General features: G+C 63.6%; 16 protein-coding genes and 1 pseudogene. 11 read left to right on the forward strand and 6 right to left on the reverse strand.

What is annotated here, in order from left to right; all coding sequences use genetic code 11:
- Nucleotides 1-258: hypothetical protein (locus F6X37_RS36345; RefSeq protein ID WP_222944739.1), on the reverse strand; the 258-nt coding region annotated here is incomplete at its 3' end.
- Nucleotides 259-443: 185 nt separating this feature from the next.
- Here F6X37_RS36345 and F6X37_RS02285 point away from each other — a divergent pair.
- Nucleotides 444-922, forward strand: a pseudogene (locus tag F6X37_RS02285) (integrase core domain-containing protein); the annotation flags it as partial.
- On the opposite strand, the gene F6X37_RS02290 reads toward F6X37_RS02285, so the two are convergent.
- Nucleotides 911-1921 (reverse strand): LysR family transcriptional regulator, encoded by a 1011-nt coding sequence (locus tag F6X37_RS02290; RefSeq protein ID WP_187610166.1) that lies wholly within the window; start codon nucleotides 1919-1921, stop codon nucleotides 911-913. The pseudogene F6X37_RS02285 and the gene F6X37_RS02290 overlap by 12 nt on opposite strands.
- A 199-nt stretch (nucleotides 1922-2120) precedes the next feature.
- On the opposite strand from F6X37_RS02290, the gene F6X37_RS02295 reads away from it, so the two are divergent.
- The 3 genes from F6X37_RS02295 (at nucleotide 2121) to F6X37_RS02305 (ending at nucleotide 6368) form a co-directional block, all read left to right on the forward strand.
- Nucleotides 2121-4334: an FUSC family protein gene (locus F6X37_RS02295; protein WP_187610167.1), complete on the forward strand. Its 2214-nt coding sequence runs from the start codon at nucleotides 2121-2123 to the stop codon at nucleotides 4332-4334.
- Between the two features lie 138 nt (nucleotides 4335-4472).
- Nucleotides 4473-4691 carry a hypothetical protein gene (locus tag F6X37_RS02300; RefSeq protein ID WP_187610168.1) on the forward strand — a complete coding sequence of 73 codons (219 nt, stop codon included), beginning with the start codon at nucleotides 4473-4475 and terminating at the stop codon, nucleotides 4689-4691.
- Between the two features lie 177 nt (nucleotides 4692-4868).
- Nucleotides 4869-6368 carry an acetyl-CoA hydrolase/transferase family protein gene (locus F6X37_RS02305; protein ID WP_187610300.1) on the forward strand — a complete coding sequence of 500 codons (1500 nt, stop codon included), beginning with the start codon at nucleotides 4869-4871 and terminating at the stop codon, nucleotides 6366-6368.
- A 104-nt stretch (nucleotides 6369-6472) separates the two neighbouring features.
- On the opposite strand, the gene F6X37_RS02310 is transcribed toward F6X37_RS02305, so the two are convergent.
- From F6X37_RS02310 to F6X37_RS02320, 3 genes are all read right to left on the reverse strand, one after another.
- Complete coding sequence (locus F6X37_RS02310) at nucleotides 6473-6727, reverse strand: GlsB/YeaQ/YmgE family stress response membrane protein (RefSeq protein ID WP_187610169.1); 255 nt, start codon at nucleotides 6725-6727, stop codon at nucleotides 6473-6475.
- A gap of 162 nt (nucleotides 6728-6889) precedes the next feature.
- A complete protein-coding gene (locus tag F6X37_RS02315; protein ID WP_187610170.1) occupies nucleotides 6890-7597 on the reverse strand; it encodes an MgtC/SapB family protein in 708 nt (235 codons plus the stop codon).
- A 476-nt stretch (nucleotides 7598-8073) separates the two neighbouring features.
- Entirely contained in the window at nucleotides 8074-9237 is a 1164-nt protein-coding gene (locus tag F6X37_RS02320; protein WP_090806186.1) for a metallophosphoesterase, read from the reverse strand.
- A gap of 400 nt (nucleotides 9238-9637) precedes the next feature.
- Between F6X37_RS02320 and F6X37_RS02325 the strand changes: the two genes are divergently transcribed.
- Nucleotides 9638-9976, forward strand: a complete 339-nt coding sequence (locus F6X37_RS02325) for a hypothetical protein (RefSeq protein ID WP_187610171.1) — start codon at nucleotides 9638-9640, stop codon at nucleotides 9974-9976.
- Between the two features lie 58 nt (nucleotides 9977-10034).
- Here F6X37_RS02325 and F6X37_RS02330 read toward each other — a convergent pair whose 3' ends face one another.
- A complete protein-coding gene (locus F6X37_RS02330) occupies nucleotides 10035-10619 on the reverse strand; it encodes a malonic semialdehyde reductase (protein WP_187610172.1) in 585 nt (194 codons plus the stop codon).
- Between the two features lie 140 nt (nucleotides 10620-10759).
- Here F6X37_RS02330 and F6X37_RS02335 point away from each other — a divergent pair, with 140 nt between their 5' ends.
- The 6 genes from F6X37_RS02335 (at nucleotide 10760) to F6X37_RS02360 (ending at nucleotide 17931) form a co-directional block, all read left to right on the forward strand.
- A complete protein-coding gene (locus F6X37_RS02335) occupies nucleotides 10760-11362 on the forward strand; it encodes an alpha-ketoglutarate-dependent dioxygenase AlkB family protein (RefSeq protein ID WP_187610173.1) in 603 nt (200 codons plus the stop codon).
- Between the two features lie 181 nt (nucleotides 11363-11543).
- The gene (locus F6X37_RS02340) at nucleotides 11544-12530 is read left to right on the forward strand and encodes an ABC transporter substrate-binding protein (RefSeq protein ID WP_090806177.1); all 987 of its coding nucleotides are present in this window, start codon (nucleotides 11544-11546) and stop codon (nucleotides 12528-12530) included.
- Nucleotides 12531-12782: 252 nt separating this feature from the next.
- Entirely contained in the window at nucleotides 12783-14426 is a 1644-nt protein-coding gene (locus tag F6X37_RS02345; RefSeq protein WP_187610174.1) for a sugar ABC transporter ATP-binding protein, read from the forward strand.
- Nucleotides 14423-15466: an ABC transporter permease gene (locus F6X37_RS02350; protein WP_184068306.1), complete on the forward strand. Its 1044-nt coding sequence runs from the start codon at nucleotides 14423-14425 to the stop codon at nucleotides 15464-15466. Before F6X37_RS02345 ends, F6X37_RS02350 begins: the two co-directional genes overlap by 4 nt.
- Complete coding sequence (gene yjfF, locus F6X37_RS02355; protein WP_018420772.1) at nucleotides 15463-16560, forward strand: galactofuranose ABC transporter, permease protein YjfF; 1098 nt, start codon at nucleotides 15463-15465, stop codon at nucleotides 16558-16560. Before F6X37_RS02350 ends, yjfF begins: the two co-directional genes overlap by 4 nt.
- A gap of 423 nt (nucleotides 16561-16983) precedes the next feature.
- Nucleotides 16984-17931 (forward strand): polyphosphate kinase 2 family protein, encoded by a 948-nt coding sequence (locus F6X37_RS02360; RefSeq protein WP_090806170.1) that lies wholly within the window; start codon nucleotides 16984-16986, stop codon nucleotides 17929-17931.
- Nucleotides 17932-17945: the final 14 nt, after the last annotated feature.

Below are 17945 nucleotides of genomic sequence, written 5' to 3' on the forward strand. Positions count from 1 at the left end.
GGACCGTGAAACGACTCCACGCCGATGATAGTGCGGATTGCCCGTGTGAAAGTAGGTAATCGTCAGGCTCCCCCCCCAGTCAGAAACCCCACCCGCCGCGGTGGGGTTTTTGCGTTTACGCGGCCAAATCAACAACAACATGCTCGACCGGGCACGAACAATAAGCGTGGTCGGACGCCGTTGCCAGCCACTGCCAAAAGTAGCCTGTTGATCGACGCTTTTTTGCGCATACTGAAGTTGACCCAGAAAAACGGACATCTATCCTTTGGAGAAGGAGGTGCCGATTATGGGCAAGCATCGTACCCCGTACCCGGCGGAATTTCGGGCGCAAATGGTCGAGCTGCTGAAGGCCGGACGCAGGCCGGAGGAACTGGAAAAGGAGTTCGAGCCGACTGCACAGACCATCTACAACTGGGTGGCGCAGGCTGATCGCGATACAGATGTTCCGGTGCGACGATGGCACGCCGTTGCGCGTAACGTTCGCACTCGACTGCTGCGATCGGAGAGGCGATTGGCCGGGCGGCGGGGACCGGCGGGCATAGCGGTGATGTAGTGCGCGACGCGATGCTGGCCGCCGTCGCGCAGCAATTCGGCACCGGGCAGGTCGCGCCGTCCATCGAATGGTTGACGGACAACGGCTCGGCTTATCTCGACCACCGCACTCGCAGCTTCGCTCGCGAATTGGCCCTGGAGTCATTGACAACGCCGGCACGTTCTCCGCAGAGCAATGGCATGGTCGAATCGTTCGTGAAGATCATGAAGCGACAATTACGTCGCCTGTATGGACGAGCCTGACGCGCCAGCGGCGCTCTCGAGTCTGCCTGTTGCATTTGAACACTACAATGAGCGCCATCCGCACAAAGCCCTGGAATACCGCTCGCCGCGTGAGTTCAGGCGTGCTGCCGCGATTTCATCGATCTAACGGTGTCCGCGTGTCCTGAGTTACAGGGGCAACTCCAACCAGCTGCACTGGGTCATCTCCGCCCCCTAGTTGCCCGACCTCAGCAAGCAATGCTTCGTCGCGCGCAATCACCTTCGGCAGATGCGAGCGCAAGAATTCGACCCACGTGCGCGTCTTTGCATCGATGAATTTGCGCGACGGATAGAGCGCATAAACAGTCGTCTTTTGCAGCGTATATTCCGGCAACACGCGCACCAGCGTGCCATCGCGCAACCCGGAAATGGCCGCGTAGAGCGGCACCATGCCGATGCCCATGCCTTCGCGGATCGCCACGATCAATGATTCGGCGATGTTCACATGCACGGGGCCGTCGACTTCCATCAACTCACTGCCGTTCGGGCCGTCGAGCGTCCATTCATGTGGCGGGAACGCCGGCGTATGCAGGATCAGACATTCGTGATGCGCAAGGTCAGCCGGTTCTTGCGGCGCGCCGTGCGCCCGCGCGTAGGCCGGCGATGCGCACAGGATGCTGAACGTCGTCCCCAGCGGAAACGATACGAGGTCCGAATTCGGCAGCGTCGATGCGCCGATCACGGCCACGTCGGCGCTGCCCTCGAACAGATCGGGCATGCGCTGCGATAGCGTCAACTCGACGGTCACATCAGGATAAAGCTCGCGGTAACGCGAAATGGCCGGCAGGACGTAGTGCTGGCCGATGCTCGCAAAGCTATGCATGCGCAGTGCGCCGGTTGGTCGCTCGTGTGCGCAACTGGCTTCTTCTTCCGCAACATCGACATCCGCGAGGATCTGCTGCGATCGTTTCAGATAGCGCTCGCCGGCGGTGGTCAGCGCAAGCCGACGCGTCGAGCGATTCAGCAGGCGCGTGCGCAGATGTGCTTCAAGCTCCGAGACCGCGCGAGACATCGCGCCGGTCGTTGAATTGAGCGATTGCGCAGCCGCGGTGAAGCTACCGGCTTCAACCACGCGCACAAACACTCGCATATTTTGTAGCGTGTCCATCAAACCTTCTGTTTCATGATCAAGGTCATATTTTCCGTCAGTCTCAGAACACTATTGTTGTCCGTTCTGGAACAGATGTTCTGCACCCATCGGCTTAATGTACACATCGCGGACTCCTACAATCGGCGCCTCGCCTGCCGGTGTCGGCCATTCTGTCCGGAGGCTCTCTCAGCGACCACGTAGGGTGCACTGTTTTCAGATGAAACCCGATCATGCGATCGAACCGTCGGCGGATTTCTTCGGTCCGCGCGGCGTCATGCGGCGACGCCTCAGCCGAGCCAAACTCAATCGCGCCGTGCGCGACTGGGCCACCAGCGACGGTCTGACCTGGCTGCATCTGCTGAAGACGGTCACCGCCGGTCTGCTGGCGCTGGGCATCGCGATGCTGCTCGATCTGCCGCAGCCGCGCATTGCGATGACCACTGTCTTTGTGTTGATGCAACCGTTCAGCGGCATGGTGCTCGCGAAGAGCTTCTACCGGATTCTCGGAACGGCAGTAGGGACCGTGGCCGCGCTCGTGCTCGGCGGGCTGTTCGTTCAGCAGCCCGAACTGTACACGCTCGGCATGATCGTGTGGGTGAGCGCCTGTATTGCTGCGGCGGTCCGGTATCGGCATTTCAGATGGTACGGTTTTGTGCTCGCGGGTTACACCGCCGCGCTGATCGGCATTCCAAACGTGACGACGCCTCAGGGACTGTTCCTCGCCGCACTCACGCGTGCGGCGGAAGTGGCGGTCGGCATCGTGTGTTCGAGCGCGGTCAGCGCGTTGCTGCTGCCCCAGCGCTCGATCCTTGCGCTGCGACGTAACCTTCAGATCAGGTACGCGAATTTTACTGCGTTTGCTGTCGACATGCTCGCACGCGGGCTCGAGCGCAATCAGTTCGAACGGCGTTTCGCGGATTTCGTCGACGAAATCGCTGGCTTCGAAGCAACCCGCACGTTCGTCGCATTCGAAGATCCGGCGATGCGCTCGCGCAGTGCGCATCTGGCGCGTCTGAATAGCGAATTCATGGATGCGTGCGCGCGTCTGCATGCGCTGAATCAGTTGCTCAAACGGTTGCGCGCCAGCCGCGCTGTGTCGATACTCGCGGCCATCGGTCCGTACCTCGACGAACTGGGAGCCTTGTTCGAAGCACAAGCTGAAGCCGGCGTCGAAGCATCGCACGCAGCAGCCGATCTGCGCCCCTTTCGAGCGAGCTTGCCACGCCGGGTACGCGAAACCAGGCGGCCACTCGAAGCCGCGTCCGCGGAATCGCTTGCGGACTTCGACACGGCAGCCGAATTGCTGTATCGATTCGTGGGCGAATGGATAAACTATTCGCAAACCTATGCATGCTTGTGGCGCAAAACAGCAAGCCGGCAGTACCGCCTACGATGCAGCTCAAGCCCAACTAAGAGCCACCGCACAAGCAGACCTATAAGCCGCACAAACCACTTCGCCGTATTGTTCACATTCGTGCGCTCGGCTGTCGTCATCGGAATCGCCGGTGCGTTCTGGATCGCGACCAACTGGCCGAGCGGCGGTCTCGCCGTGATTGGCGCAACACTGGTCTGCGCGTTGACGTCCACCGCGCCAAGCGCCACCAGAATGGCCATCCAGATGGCGATCGGCGCGGTGCTCGCGACGCTGGCCGGCTATGTGTTCATGTGCTACGTGTATCCGAACATCGATGGTTTCCCGCTGCTTTGCGTGGTACTCGCGCCGGTGCTCGCGCTCGGCGCATTCATCGCGCCGCGGCGCGGCGCGGCAGGGCCTGGCATCGGCTTTTCGGTGTTCTTCTGTCTGCTGGCCGGGCCGGACAACGTCGTCAGCTACGTGCCCGATCTGCTGATCAACAACGGCATCGCGCTCACCGCGTCGATGCTGCTCGCAGCGGTTGTTTTCGCGGTGGTCTTTCCCGCCGATATGCGCTGGCTCATCGACCGGATCATGGGCGACCTGCGAGCGCAAACGGTGTCGGCATGCAAGGACGCGCTGCCGGGTCTGAACCAACGTTTCCAGTCGGGCACGCATGATCTGACTTCGCAACTGCGCGTGCTGTTGACGCACCGTTCACGACGACGGCGCGACGCACTTCGCTGGATGCTCGCGACGATCGAAGTAGGTCACGCCGTCATCGATCTGCGCAACGAAGCCGCACGCGCCGATTATGCCGACCTCCTTCAGCCGCGTCGGCGCAGCGTGATCGAACACACGTGCGACGATCTTGCCCGGCTCTTCGAACGCCCAGGTCCACGTTCGCTCGAACGCGCACTCGTCGCCGTGCGCTCGGCCACCTGGTTCGCGCAAGACATGCTGCAGGCAGTGCACGCCGAGCGCGCCCGGTATCACGATCTGCAACGTATCTTGAGCTGTCTGCACTTCATTCGTAGCGCGTTGCTCGACAAGGACGCGCCCTTCAATCGTCGCTGAGCAATGCTGCGTGGATCTTTCTGCCAGATGGAAAGATCCCTTCCGGGCGGCCCCGTTTATTCGCGTAGGTGGCGGTCATATAGTTTCGTCACTGCCTCGCAGTATTCGTCGCAGTAGTCGTAAGTCCTGGAGAACGAGATGAAAGTGTTGAAGATGGTCCTGATTGCCTGTTCTTTGTCCACCGCTGCCGCCGCCTATGCACAGACGGCGCCGGCCGCGCCGGAGCAGCAGGTTGCGCAAGCGGATGGCCAGCGCACCGATAAGGTTGCCCCGCGCAAGCATGGGGAAGCGCCGAAAGCGAAAGCTGATGAATGTGTCGGCCCGATGAGCTTCTGCAACATCTACTTCGGCAGCTGAGTCCGGCTGCCTCACGCGCAACACCTGTCGCGGATCCTATCGCGCGACCCAACACCTGCTCGCGACGCCGTCCGATCGAGACGCCGCGGCGGGTGCGGCAACCGCCTATTGAGCGAAGCACACCGCAGACGTGCGCACCAGTAGACGGAGCTGGCGACTATGGAGAGACTCCCTTTCATGTACGAAGACCGAATTCGCTGCGCCGCGCTGCGCGGAAAAATCACCACGGCCGCCGACGCGGCGCTTCTGATTCACGACGGCATGCGGGTTGGCGCAAGCGGTTTCACGCGCGCGGGCGACGCGAAGGCCGTGCCGGTCGCGCTCGCCGAGCGTGCGCGCCGGCTGGGCGAGCCGCTGCGCATCACGTTGATGACGGGCGCCTCGCTCGGTCATGACGTTGACCGCATGCTGACCGAAGCGCATGTGCTCGCGCGCCGTCTGCCGTTTCAGGTAGACAAGACGCTGCGCGACGCCATCAATCGCGGCGAAGTGATGTTCGTCGATCAGCATCTGTCCGAGACCGTCGAGATGCTGCGCGCGAACCAGCTCGGCAAGCTCGATGTCGCGATCATCGAAGCCGCCGCGATCACGGAGAGCGGCGGTATCGTGCCGACGACGTCGGTCGGCAATTCGGCGAGCTTCGCGATTCTCGCGGACGAGGTCATCGTCGAGATCAATCTTGCGCAGCCGCTCGGGCTCGAAGGCTTGCACGACATCTGGATTCCGGGGCGCCGGCCGCATCGCGAGCCGCTGCCGATCGTGCGCGCGCAGGATCGCGTCGGCACACCCGCTATCGAGATTGCGCCCGAGAAAATCGCGGCGATCGTGATGACGGACATGGCCGACAGCCCGTCCACGGTCTTGCCCGCGGATCGGGAAACCGCGTTGATCGCCGGTCATTTGATCGAATTTTTCCAGCACGAAGTCACGCGTGGCCGCATGCCGAAGCAGTTGCCGCCGCTGCAGGCGGGCATCGGTACGATCGCCAACGCGGTGCTGGCAGGATTCGTCGATTCGCCTTTCGAGGTGTTCGAAATTTATTCGGAAGTCCTTCAGGATTCGACGTTCGATCTGATGGACGCTGGTAAGGTCACGTTCGCGTCCGGCGCGTCGATCACGTTGTCGGCCGCGCGGCAGGCGCAGGTATTTGGCGATATCGAGCGCTATCGCGACCGGCTCGTGCTGCGTCCGCAGGAAGTCAGCAACCATCCCGAGGTGATTCGGCGGCTCGGTCTGATCGCGCTCAATACCGCGCTCGAATTCGATATCTACGGCAACGTCAATTCGACGCATGTCGGCGGCACGCATATGATGAACGGCATCGGCGGCTCGGGCGACTTCGCGCGCAATGCGTCGTGCGCGGTGTTCGCGAGCAAGTCGACCGCGAAGGACGGCCGCATTTCGAGCATCGTGCCGATGGTGCCGCATTGCGATCACAACGAACACGACGTCGACGTCGTCGTCACCGAGCAGGGTCTCGCCGATCTGCGCGGCCTCGCGCCGCGCGAACGTGCGACGCTGATCATCGAGCATTGCGTGCATCCGCGGTATCGCGAGCTGTTGCGCGACTACTACCGCGATGCGTCGCTCTGGGGAGGGCAGACGCCGCATTGCCTCGATCAGGCGTTTGCATGGCATACGCGGCTGCGCGATACGGGGTCGATGCTGCCGGCCTGATTCTGCGGCGGCCACAACCGCGGCGATAAAAGCAGAAGCAACAGGCCATAAAAAAGCGCCAGCGATTCGAACCCGCTGGCGCTTGATGACGTCGGATGCCGTGCTCAGGACCCTCGTCGCACGAGCCGGATAATAAACAGCAGAATGACCGCTCCTATCAATGCGGTGATGATCGAGCCGATCCAGCCGCCGCCAAGCGAGAAATGCAGCACGCCGGCGAGCCACCCGCCGATGAACGCGCCGATGATCCCGACGATGATGTCGACGATCAGGCCGAAGCCGCCGCCCCTGACCAGCACACCCGCGAGCCAGCCCGCGATCGCGCCGATGATGATCCATGCGATGATGCCGTGTTCCATATTCGAGACTCCCTGGTTGAGTGTGAACAAATCACGGTGACAGAGCTTAGTCGAAGGTTATGGGACCGTCCACGTTCACGACGCGGAATTAACATTCTCTGAATCTGCTGCCAGCTAAGTGTAGACGATGCGCGCGAACAAAGGAGACTTACGCGCCGCGCTTCACTCGGGCGTCGGCTCCGCTTCCCGCGCGGTCCAACTGACGCTGGACACGCTCTTTTCCATGCTTAGGCGGCTCGCCATCTGTTCGAGCTTCGATTGATCCTTCGGATGCATCGTCAGCGTCGCCGTCACGCGAATGCGCGCCGGTTCGTCCTCGACATCCTCGCTCGTGAGGCTCTGGAACGACAGCGGCGCCGAGTACATGGAGTTGGAAATCGCGGTGCGAATGTTGATCTCGTCGGCTTCGCGGCAGACGATCGTCAGCACGTACTCGCGCACGAGGTCGGCGTTTGAAACCGGCGTCGAGTTGATCATCCGGCTCACTTCACGCAGCACGGTGTTGGCCAGCAGCACGACCGCGGTGCCCGCGAGCGCCGGTCCGTAATGTCCCGCGCCGCTCAACACGCCGACGGCCGCCGAGCACCACAGCGTCGCCGCGGTGTTGATCCCCTGGATCGAGCCTTTGTCGCGCATGATGACGCCGCCGCCAAGAAAGCCGACGCCGGACACCACATAGGCGGCAATCTGCGTGACGCCGCTGACGCCGTTGCCGGTCAGCACGCCGAGCGTGACGAACAGGCACGCGCCGCTCGCCACGAGCGTGATCGTGCGCAGGCCGGCAGTGCGCTGGCGCATCTGTCGTTCGAGGCCAATCGCGACGCCGCAAGCAAAAGCGGTCAGAAGCCGCAGGAAGAATTCGAGTGTCATCGTTCAGAAAGGTTGGCGTGCGTGCTGCCGCAGGGTGAAGCCTAGGCGTGGGAACGTCAGGTCGTCTACCTCGTGCGCGGTAAGCGCATGAGGGTGGAACGAAATACGCGCGCACACGCGTGCAGCGGCCGCAAGCGTGCGGCATCGGCATGGCATGGAGCCACGCTGCGCTTCACCGACAGTACGCGAATGACAATGAAATGAGAGCGACGTGCGCCATCGAGCCCGAGGGCAGGACGGCGACAGGGACACCTGACGCGGAAATCCTGCCGCTCAGGCGAGCGGGCAAATCGATACTCGGCTGGTACAACTGCTACTGTCCAAGATCGTGATTCCGGTTAAAAGAATTGCGCGCATTTTAGAGGGCGGCGCAAAGTTCAGTCAAGCCGCGATCGGCGGAGAGAGCGCATGTGGGTTTGCTACAGCCGTATCGTAGACAGGCCGTGATTAATTGCTCCGGACTGCGAATGTTGAGTTCAATCCGGTTCGCCCGGCACGAGTCTCAAGCGCGTGATTTCCGAAGGCGCACCGAGTCGTTTCGGCGGACCCCAATAGCCCGTACCGCGACTCGTATAAACCCAGAGTCCGTTCAGGCGCGCGAGGCCTGCCGTGAACGGCTGTTGCAGGCGCACAAAGAAATTCCACGGAAAGAACTGACCACCGTGCGTATGACCCGACAACTGCAGCGTAAAGCCGGCCGCCGCGGCCGCTTCGGCCGAACGCGGCTGATGCGCGAGCAGCACCCTGATCAGCACGTCGCCCGGCGCGCCGGCGAGCGCCGCGACCGGGTCGCTGCGATGCGCGGGGTCGTGATGACCCGCCGAGTAATCGGTGACGCCGGCGATGACGGCGCGCGCGCCGTCATGGTCGACGATCACGTGTTCGTTCAGCAGCACCCGCAAGCCGAGCCGGCGGAATTCGGCGATCCACGAGTTCGCTCCGGAGTAGTACTCGTGATTGCCGGTCACGAGAAACGCACCGTGCCGCGCGGCGAGCCGCGACAGCGGCTGCGTATGCCGGCTCAGCTGCGGCACGCTGCCGTCGACGACGTCGCCCGTCACCGCGATCAGATCCGGCTTGAGCCGGTTCACCGCGTCGACGATCGCGTCGACATAACGGCCCTTGATCGTCGGGCCGACGTGGATGTCACTGATCTGCACGATCGTGAAGCCGTCGAGCGCGGCAGGCAGATCGTCGATCGGCACGTCGATCGTGACGACGCGCGCGCGACGGCGCGCGTTGAACAGGCCGATCAGCGTCGACAGCAGCGCGAGCAGCGGCACCGCCGCCGCCGAGCCGGTGCGCCAATGCGCGATCGTGAGCGTGTTCGGCCAGATCGCGTCGATCGTCAGCAGCGACGCCAGCACGAGGTCGCGCGCGAACGTCAGTACCAGCAGCGACGAGAAGAAGCCCATCGCGAGCAGGCCCACCCACGCGAGACGGTCGCCGAGCGGCTGGCGCTTGAAGCCGCGCGCCATCATGCCGACCGGGATCAGGAAGATCGACAGCACGAGCCACAGCGCGCACAGCCCGCGGCCGGCCGCGGTGATCGGCATGTCGGGAATCAGGCGCAAGCCGACGTAGATATGCAGCAGGATGCCAATCAGGATGATGCGGACAAGAAACGATGAACGTCGCATAAAAAGGATCAGGGCGGGAAGGAGGCCAAAGGGCCGGCATCAGCGACAGCGCGGCGGCGATCGGTTGACGGAACGCGGCGAATCATTCTACCGACATGTTCAGTCCCTTGCCGTAGCCGCAAAATTCGTGCTCCCGCACCGCACGACACGCCGGCCCCGAAGCCGCCGGGACGCGCCACGAAAGGTGTTCGCCGGGGCAGGCGCATTCCGTGCTCAGCACATACTTACAGGGCCGCGCGCCACGCATTCAATGCCTATGCAAGCGAATTAAATGGGCTTTGAATTGTATTCATGCGTGGAGTATGCTTGAAACAAGCCAGCTTGTTGCCGGGGCGGCGTAGGGCGCTTCGGCCATGACTGGTTCTGTCGCCGGGAAAGATCGGGCGGGGGGAGGCACACCATGAAGCTGCTCAAATCGGGCCACCTGTGGCATCACGCGCACGACGTGCATCATGAGCATCATGTCGGGCACGAGGGCAGCCACGTGATGCTGCCGCTCGTCGGTATCTCGCTGATGGCGATTGCGCTTTACGTCGGCGTACGCAACATCGATTTCTCCGAACTCGGCAAAAGCGCGCTGTTCGACGTCGTGATGGTGTGCGTCGCGCTTGGCATCGCTGGCCTGTTCGGTGCGGTCGGCGCGTGGCTGCGCTCGAATGGCGACGAAGCCGAAGAGGGCTTCTGCTTCATCGGTGCGCTGATCGGCACGGTGGTCTTTTATATCGCGGTGCTGACCTGACGCGATCCGATCCAGCGCGTGGCGCGCACCCGCAGTGCCATCCATCATCAACGCCCCGTCACACTATGCGCGCCGCTTCGTCGAACGAAAAACGCGGGCTGCGTGCAAACAGCTTTGACGGATCGCCGTGGCCAAGATTGATCAGGAAGTTCGACTTCAGCGTCGTGCCCGCAAAAAACGCTTCGTCGACCTTGGCCTGATCGAAGCCCGACATCGGCCCAGTGTCGAGACCGAGCGCACGCGCCGCGAGAATCAGATACCCGCCTTGCAGCGTCGAATTGCGAAACGCCGTGTCCGCGATCAACCGCTCGTTGCCGACGAACCAGCTGCGCGCATCCGCATGGGGAAACAGTTTCGGCAGATACTCGTAGAAGGCCATGTCCATGGCGACGATCACCGTGACGGGCGCGGCCATCGTTTTCTCGAGATTGCCAGCCGATAACGCCGGGCGCAGTTTCTCCTTGCCCTCCGACGTCCTGACGAACACGAAGCGGCCCGGACTCGAATTGGCCGAGGTCGGGCCGAGCAGTACGAGCTCCATCAGCTCGCGCAGCACGGCGTCGTCGATCGGCTTGTTCTGCCAGCCATTGTGCGTACGCGCGTCGCGAAAGAGCTGCGCGAGCGCCTGATCCGAAAGTGTCATGGAAGTAGTCCGTGCGAAAGAACAGAGGGAACGCGCAGAGCCGCGTCGAATGAAAGAGCAACGCGCGTGAATCAGCGGGTGAGCCGGTGTCGCCATAATAGTCAGGGTTTTGACTTGTCCGCTTGCATCCAGACATTCCGATGAGCACCGATTTATTCAACGACCTGCCGACGCCCGACGTCGACTGGTATCCCGACTGGCTCGCAGCGGCCGACGCCGAACGCCTGCTGGCCCGACTGATCGACGAAGTGCAATGGCGCCAGGACCTGATGGGCACGCCCGCCGGCCGTGTTGCACTGCCGCGTCTGACCGCCTGGCAGGGCGAGCCGGACGCGGTGTACGTGTACTCGGGCATCCGCAACGTGCCGCAAGCATGGACGCCCGCCGTCGCCGAACTGAAGGCGGCCGTCGAGGCGACCAGCGGCGCGCGTTTTAACAGCGTGCTGCTGAATCGTTACCGCAGTGGCGCCGACAGCATGGGCTGGCACGCGGACCGCGAGCCCGAACTCGGCAAGCGACCGGTGATCGCGTCGGTGAGCCTCGGCGTCGCGCGCAGGTTCGATCTGCAGCACAACCGCAGCGGCGTCGTGCAATCGCTCTCGCTGAAGGGCGGCAGCCTGCTCGTGATGAAAGGCGACACCCAGGCGCAGTGGCGTCATCGGGTGCCGAAGGAGCCGCGCGTGAGCGGCGAGCGCATCAATCTGACGTTTCGCTGGGTCACTCCGAGAATGACGCCGACCTGAGGCAGCGAGCGGCAATGCTCTGACCGGCGCGCCATACCAAAATTGATATCGAGGGCGCGAATCATATGATTGGACGGTTAACGCCTCGCACAGTACGCTACATCACGATCCATGGGCCGTGAGGGCCACGAGGGCCGGGCAGACCGCTGGGTCGTCTACACAACAACGATTGGAGACTGTCATGGCGAATACACGACGTGCCGCGTGTCGCGCTCTGGGCGCGCTCGCGCTTTGCGCGAGTCTCGGAGCGCTGACGCTGGCCACGCCTGGCGCGCATGCCGAGGACAAGAAAATTACGCTCGGTTTTGCGCAGGTCGGTGCGGAAAGCGCATGGCGCACCGCGAATACCGAATCGGTGAAGTCGGCGGCGACGGAGGCCGGCATCAACCTCAAATTCTCCGACGCGCAGCAGAAGCAGGAAAACCAGATCAAGGCGATCCGCTCGTATATCGCGCAGAAGGTCGACGTGATCGCGTTCTCGCCGGTCGTCGAATCGGGCTGGGAGCCGGTGCTGCTCGAAGCCAAGGCCGCGAAGATTCCGGTGATCCTGACCGACCGCAACATCGACGTGAAGGACACGTCGCTGTACGTGACGATGATCGGCTCGGACTTCCTCGAAGAAGGACGGCGCGGCGGCCACTGGCTCGCGGATCACTACAAGGACGATAAAGGTCCGGTCAACATCGCCGAGCTGCAAGGCACGGTCGGCTCCGCGCCGGCCAACGACCGCCACGCGGGTCTGATCGAAGTGATCAAGAGCGATCCGAAGTTCAAGATCATCGCGTCGCAAAGCGGCGACTTCACGCTCGCCGGCGGCAAGCAGGTGATGGAAGCGTTCATCAAGACCTACGGCAACAAGATCAACGTCGTCTATGCTCATAACGACGACATGGCGCTCGGCGCGATCCAGGCGATGGAAGAAGCCGGCATGCATCCGGGCAAGGACGTCGTGGTGGTTTCGTTCGACGCAACCAAGGGCGGCTTCCAGGCGATGGCCGCCGGCAAGATGAACGTCGACGTCGAGTGCAGCCCGCTGCTCGGACCGCAGCTGATGTCGGCGGTGAAAGACGTGGTGGCTGGCAAGCCGCTGCCGAAGCGCATCCTGACTCAGGAGACTGTCTTCCCGATGAGCGTGGCCGCGCAAACTCTGCCGTCGCGTAAGTACTGACGCGGCGCGCAACGTCGCCGCGGCAGCGCTCGCGCGAGCGCCGCGGCGTGTGCGTGTTCAGGCGCCGGGGCCAACGGGCTCACGGCGCGAAGGAGATGTGCAGTACGGACGCATCGAACAGGTTTCTCCAGTGGTGCCTGACCGCCCGGGCTGCTTTCTTCTGCAGCGGGCGGTCTCTTTTCAGGAGCATGCGCCCGCAGGAGCATGTCACTGGGGCCTGCCGAACCATGCATAGCCGATCGAGCGAGGTCCATGACCCATTCCGCTACCGAACCGAATCAGCCGGACCAGCCGGACCAGCCGCGGCGCGGCACGCCGCCGGGCGCGCCAAGCCAACAGAATGACATGAGCGCGCGCGAACCGATTCTGGCGACCTCCGGCGTCAGCAAGACATTTCCGGGCGTGAAGGCGTTGCAACACGTCGACTTCCGCCTGTTTCCCGGCGAGGTCCATACGCTGATGGGCCAGAACGGCGCCGGCAAATCCACCTTGATCAACGTGCTCACCGGTGTGCTCGCACCCGATGCCGGCACGATCCGCCTCGGCGGCGAGGTGGTCGCGTTCGCGTCGCCGCAGGAAGCCGAGGCGGCCGGCGTGCGCACGCTGTACCAGGAAGTGAACCTGTGCCCGAATCTGTCGGTGGCGGAGAACATCTTCGCGGGCCGGCAGCCGCGCCGCTTCGGCGCGATCGACTGGCCCGACATCAAGCGGCGCGCGCAGGAAGCGCTCGCGCGCCTCGACGTGTCGCTCGACGTCACGCGCTCGCTCGACGCCTATCCGATCGCCGTGCAGCAGATGGTCGCGATCGCGCGAGCGTTGTCCGTCGATGCGCGCGTGCTGATTCTCGACGAACCGACTTCGAGCCTCGACGACAGCGAAGTCGCGCAGCTATTCAAAATACTTCGACATCTTAAGCGATCGGGCATTGCGATCCTGTTCGTCACGCATTTCATCGAGCAGACTTATGCGATCTCCGATCGCATCACGGTGATGCGCAACGGCGAGCGCGAAGGCGAATATCTCGCGCGCGATCTGTCCGCGGATCAGCTGGTCGCGAAGATGGTCGGCCACGAGCGCATGAGCGCGCGTCTGCGCGAAGCGGCGCACGACGGACAGGCCGCCGACGATCAGGAGGTCGCGCAAGACCACACGGAAGCAACGGCCACGCAGCCGTTCATCGAGCTGCGCGGCGTCGGCCGTCGCGGCACCTTGCAGCCGATCGATCTCGAGATGCAGGCCGGCAAGATTCTCGGCCTCGCGGGTCTGCTCGGCTCGGGCCGCACCGAAACCGCGCGGCTTCTGTTCGGCGCGGATCGCGCGGACAGCGGCACGATCCTCGTCGAAGGGCGCGCCGTGCGGCTGCGCACGCCGCACGACGCGGTGCGCCACGGCATCGGCTATTGCGCGGAAGACCGCAAGAAGGAAGGCATCGTCGCCGAACTGTCGATCCGCGAAAACATCATGCTCGCGTTGCAGGCGCGGCGCGGCTGGTGGCGCAAGATCAGCCGGCAACGCGCGCGCGAGCTCGCCGATATGTGGATCGAGCGGCTCGGCATCAAGGCGTCCGACGCCGAGCAGCCGATCGCGCTGCTGTCCGGCGGCAACCAGCAGAAGGCGCTGCTCGCGCGCTGGCTGGCAACCGATCCCAAACTGCTGATCCTCGACGAGCCGACCCGCGGCATCGACGTCGCCGCGAAGTTCGACATCATGGACCGGCTGCTCGCGCTGTGCGCGAACGGCCTGTCCATCCTGTTCATCTCGTCGGAGATCAGCGAGGTGCTGCGCGTGAGCCATCGCGTCGCGGTGCTGCGCGATCGCCGCAAGATCGCCGAGGTGGCCGGTAAGGCATCGAACGAGGACAACATCTACCGACTCATCGCAGGGAGCGGCGAATGAAGCTATCGAACTGGTTCGCGCGCGACGGGGTGGAGCGTCCGCTGCTGTGGCCATGCGTGACGCTCGTGTTGCTGTTCGGACTGAACCTGCTGGCCAATCCGCATTTTCTCGCGCTGCGCACGCTCGACGGCCACCTGTTCGGCGCGCCGATCGACATCCTGAATCGCGCGGCGCCGCTCGTGCTGGTCGCGATCGGCATGACGCTCGTGATTGCGACACGCGGCATCGATATTTCGGTCGGCGCGGTGGTCGCGATAGCGGGCGCCGCGGCCGCGACGATACTGGCGACCCAGGCCGTGCCGAGCGGTGCGCTGATCGCGCAGGCGCTGCTGGCCGCGCTCGTCGTCGGCATCTTGAGCGGCATGTGGAACGGGCTGCTCGTGGCGTTCGTCGGCATGCAGCCGATCATCGCGACGCTGATTCTGATGGTCGCGGGCCGTGGCATCGCGCAACTGCTGACCGCCGGGCAGATCATCCCGATCGGCGCGCCCGGCTATCTGTTCGTCGGTGGCGGCTACTGGCTCGGCGTGCCGTGCTCGGTATGGATCGCGACCGTAGCCGTGCTGGCGACCGCCGCCCTGGTGGAGGGCACGGCGCTCGGCCTGTTCATTCGCGCGATCGGCGTGAACCCGGTTGCGACACGGCTCGTCGGCTTGCGCTCGAAGGCGATCGTATTCGCGGTGTACGGCTTCTCGGGCTTGACCGCGGCGCTGGCCGGCATCCTGATCAGCTCGAACGTGCGTAGCGCGGACGGCAACAACGCGGGCTTGCTGCTCGAACTCGACGCGATTCTCGCCGTGACGCTCGGCGGCACGTCGCTGCTCGGCGGCCGCTTCAGTTTCGCGGGCACGGTGCTCGGCGCGCTGATCATCCAGACGCTCACGTACACCACGTATTCGATCGGCGTGCCGCCGGAAGCGACGCTCGTCGTGAAGGCGGCCGTCGTGCTCGCGGTCAGCGTGATCCAGTCGCCGGTGGCACGCGCGCTCGCGGTGTCGTTCGGCGCGTCGCTCGTCAAATCGCGCGGGGTGGCACGATGACGCGCGTTCTCGAAGCACTCGCCCGCGTGGTCGATCCGCGCACGCTGCCGATCGCTGTGACGGTCTTGCTGTTCTGCGCGCTGTTCGGCTTTGGTTCGGTGATGTACACCGGTTTCTTCGCGTGGCAGGTGTTGCTCGATCTGCTCGTCGACAACGCGTTCCTGCTGATCGTCGCGATCGGCATGACGTTCGTGATCGTGTCGGGCGGCATCGATCTGTCGGTGGGCTCGATCGTCGCGCTGACGACGATCGTCGAAGCCGTGCTGTCCGAGCACATGCATGTGTCGGTGTGGCTCATCATTCCGATCGTGCTGTTGATGGGCACGGTGTTCGGCGCGGTGCAGGGCGCGCTGATTCACTACTTCCGCCTGCAGGCGTTCATCGTGACGCTGGCGGGGATGTTCTTCGCGCGTGGCCTGTGCTTTCTGATCACGACGCAGTCGATCACGATTACCGATCCGACGTTCAAGGCGATCTCCGCGTTTCGTCTCAGTGTCGGCGTCGGTTCGGTATCGGCGAACGTGCTGATCGCGGCTGTGACGCTCGCGGCCGCGATCTATGTCGCCCATTTCACGCGCTTCGGCCGCAACGTGTATGCGGTCGGCGGCAATCCGCGCTCGGCGCTGCTGATGGGCCTGCCGGTCGCGCGCACGCGGGTCGGCGTGTATGCGCTGAGCGGCTTCTGTTCGGCGCTCGGCGGCGCGGTGTTCACGTTCTACGTGCTGTCGGGCTATGGGCTGCAAGGGCAGGGCATGGAACTCGATGCGATTGCGGCCACGGTGATCGGCGGCACGCTGCTGACGGGCGGCGTCGGTTATGTGGTCGGCTCGCTGTTCGGCGTCGGCATTCTGGGCACGATCCAGACGCTGATTACGTTCGACGGCACGCTCAGTTCGTGGTGGACGCGCATCGTGATCGGCGCGCTGCTGTGCGCGTTCTGTTTGCTGCAGCGATTGATCGAGCGGCACGCGAAATCGGTGCGTCGGCCCGGCGGCACCAATGCGGTCACGACGACGGGGCATGGGCACGGGCGTGACGAGACGTCGACGACGGCGTCGTCGGATTCGCAGGTGTTGGGGCGGGCGCCGGGCTAGCGCGCGGTCTTCCAGTCGCTTCGAACCACGGCGGCGCGGCGCAAGCCGCGCCGCGTTCACGTTAGTCCGCGCGGCCGCTGCCGAGCGTCCAGCTCATGCCGTTCGCACCGGCATGGACCGCGAGCTCGGCGCATTCGCGGATTTGCGCGGCGCCAGCAGGTGCATGCCGCGCTTGAGCGCTGCAATCGTCAGCGCACTGAGCAGCAGACCCGCAATCACATCGGCGAGATAGTGACCGCCTTGCGTCGGCGTCGACAGGATCAGTGTGTTTCCCGTCGCTACGCGGGTGCGCAGCGTCGTTGCCGATGAGCACGTTTCCGTTTGCGTGACCTATTATCAGAAAGAGTTGTGAACAGTACGACTGCGGTTGCGATGCAATCCGCGAATCGTGCAACTGAATGCAGATGCCGTGGAGAAAGAGCGATGGTTCGCATGGAAATACTCGACGCGCTGCGGGCATACACCGATCCGTTCCGCGTCACGAGCGGCAAAGATTTCTTCCTGAAGGATTTCGATCCCGGCGAGACGGTGGGACTCAGAATGCATAAGGAAGAGGCGCAGCAACTACTCCAGCGCGGGTCGAAATGGCTCGCGATGGAGCAGGAGATCCTCTACGCGCAGGATTCCTGGTCCGTGCTGCTGGTGTTCCAGGCCATGGACGCCGCGGGAAAGGATGGGACGATCAAGCATGTGATGTCGCGCGTCAATCCGCAGGGGTGCGATGTCATCTCGTTCAAGCAGCCGTCGGATGAGGAGCTCTCCCACGACTTCCTTTGGCGCTATTCGAGGAAAGTGCCCGAGCGCGGGCACATCGGCATTTTCAACCGCTCGTACTATGAAGAGGTGCTGGTGGTGCGCGTGCATCAGCATCTGCTCCATGCGCAGAAGATCCCACCGGCACGGGTGGGCAACAACATATGGGACGAGCGGCTCGCCGACATCGCGCGCTTCGAGGACTATCTGACGCGCCAGGGCGTGGTCATTCTCAAGTTCTATCTGAACCTGTCGTACGGGGAGCAGAAGAGGCGATTCATGGATCGCCTCGACAATCCCGACAAGCACTGGAAATTTTCCGCAGCCGACGTTCGCGAGCGTCGCTACTGGAACGACTATATGCACGCCTATGAAGAGGCGATCCGCGCGACGGCCTCCGAAGCGGCTCCGTGGTTCGTCGTGCCCGCCGACAACAAACCTTTCACGCGCCTCATCGTCGCGGCCGCGATCGTCGAGGCCGTCGAGAAGCTCGACCTCGAATATCCGAAAGCCACGCAAGAGCAGATGAAGGATCTCGCCGCCGCGAGGGAGGAGCTCGACGCTGAAGCGGTGGACGCGACGAGACCCGATCAACCCGGGGACGATCCAGACCATTGAGAGCGGCCCCCTGA

The organism is Paraburkholderia sp. 31.1 (assembly GCF_014397645.1).
Lineage (GTDB): Bacteria > Pseudomonadota > Gammaproteobacteria > Burkholderiales > Burkholderiaceae > Paraburkholderia > Paraburkholderia tuberum.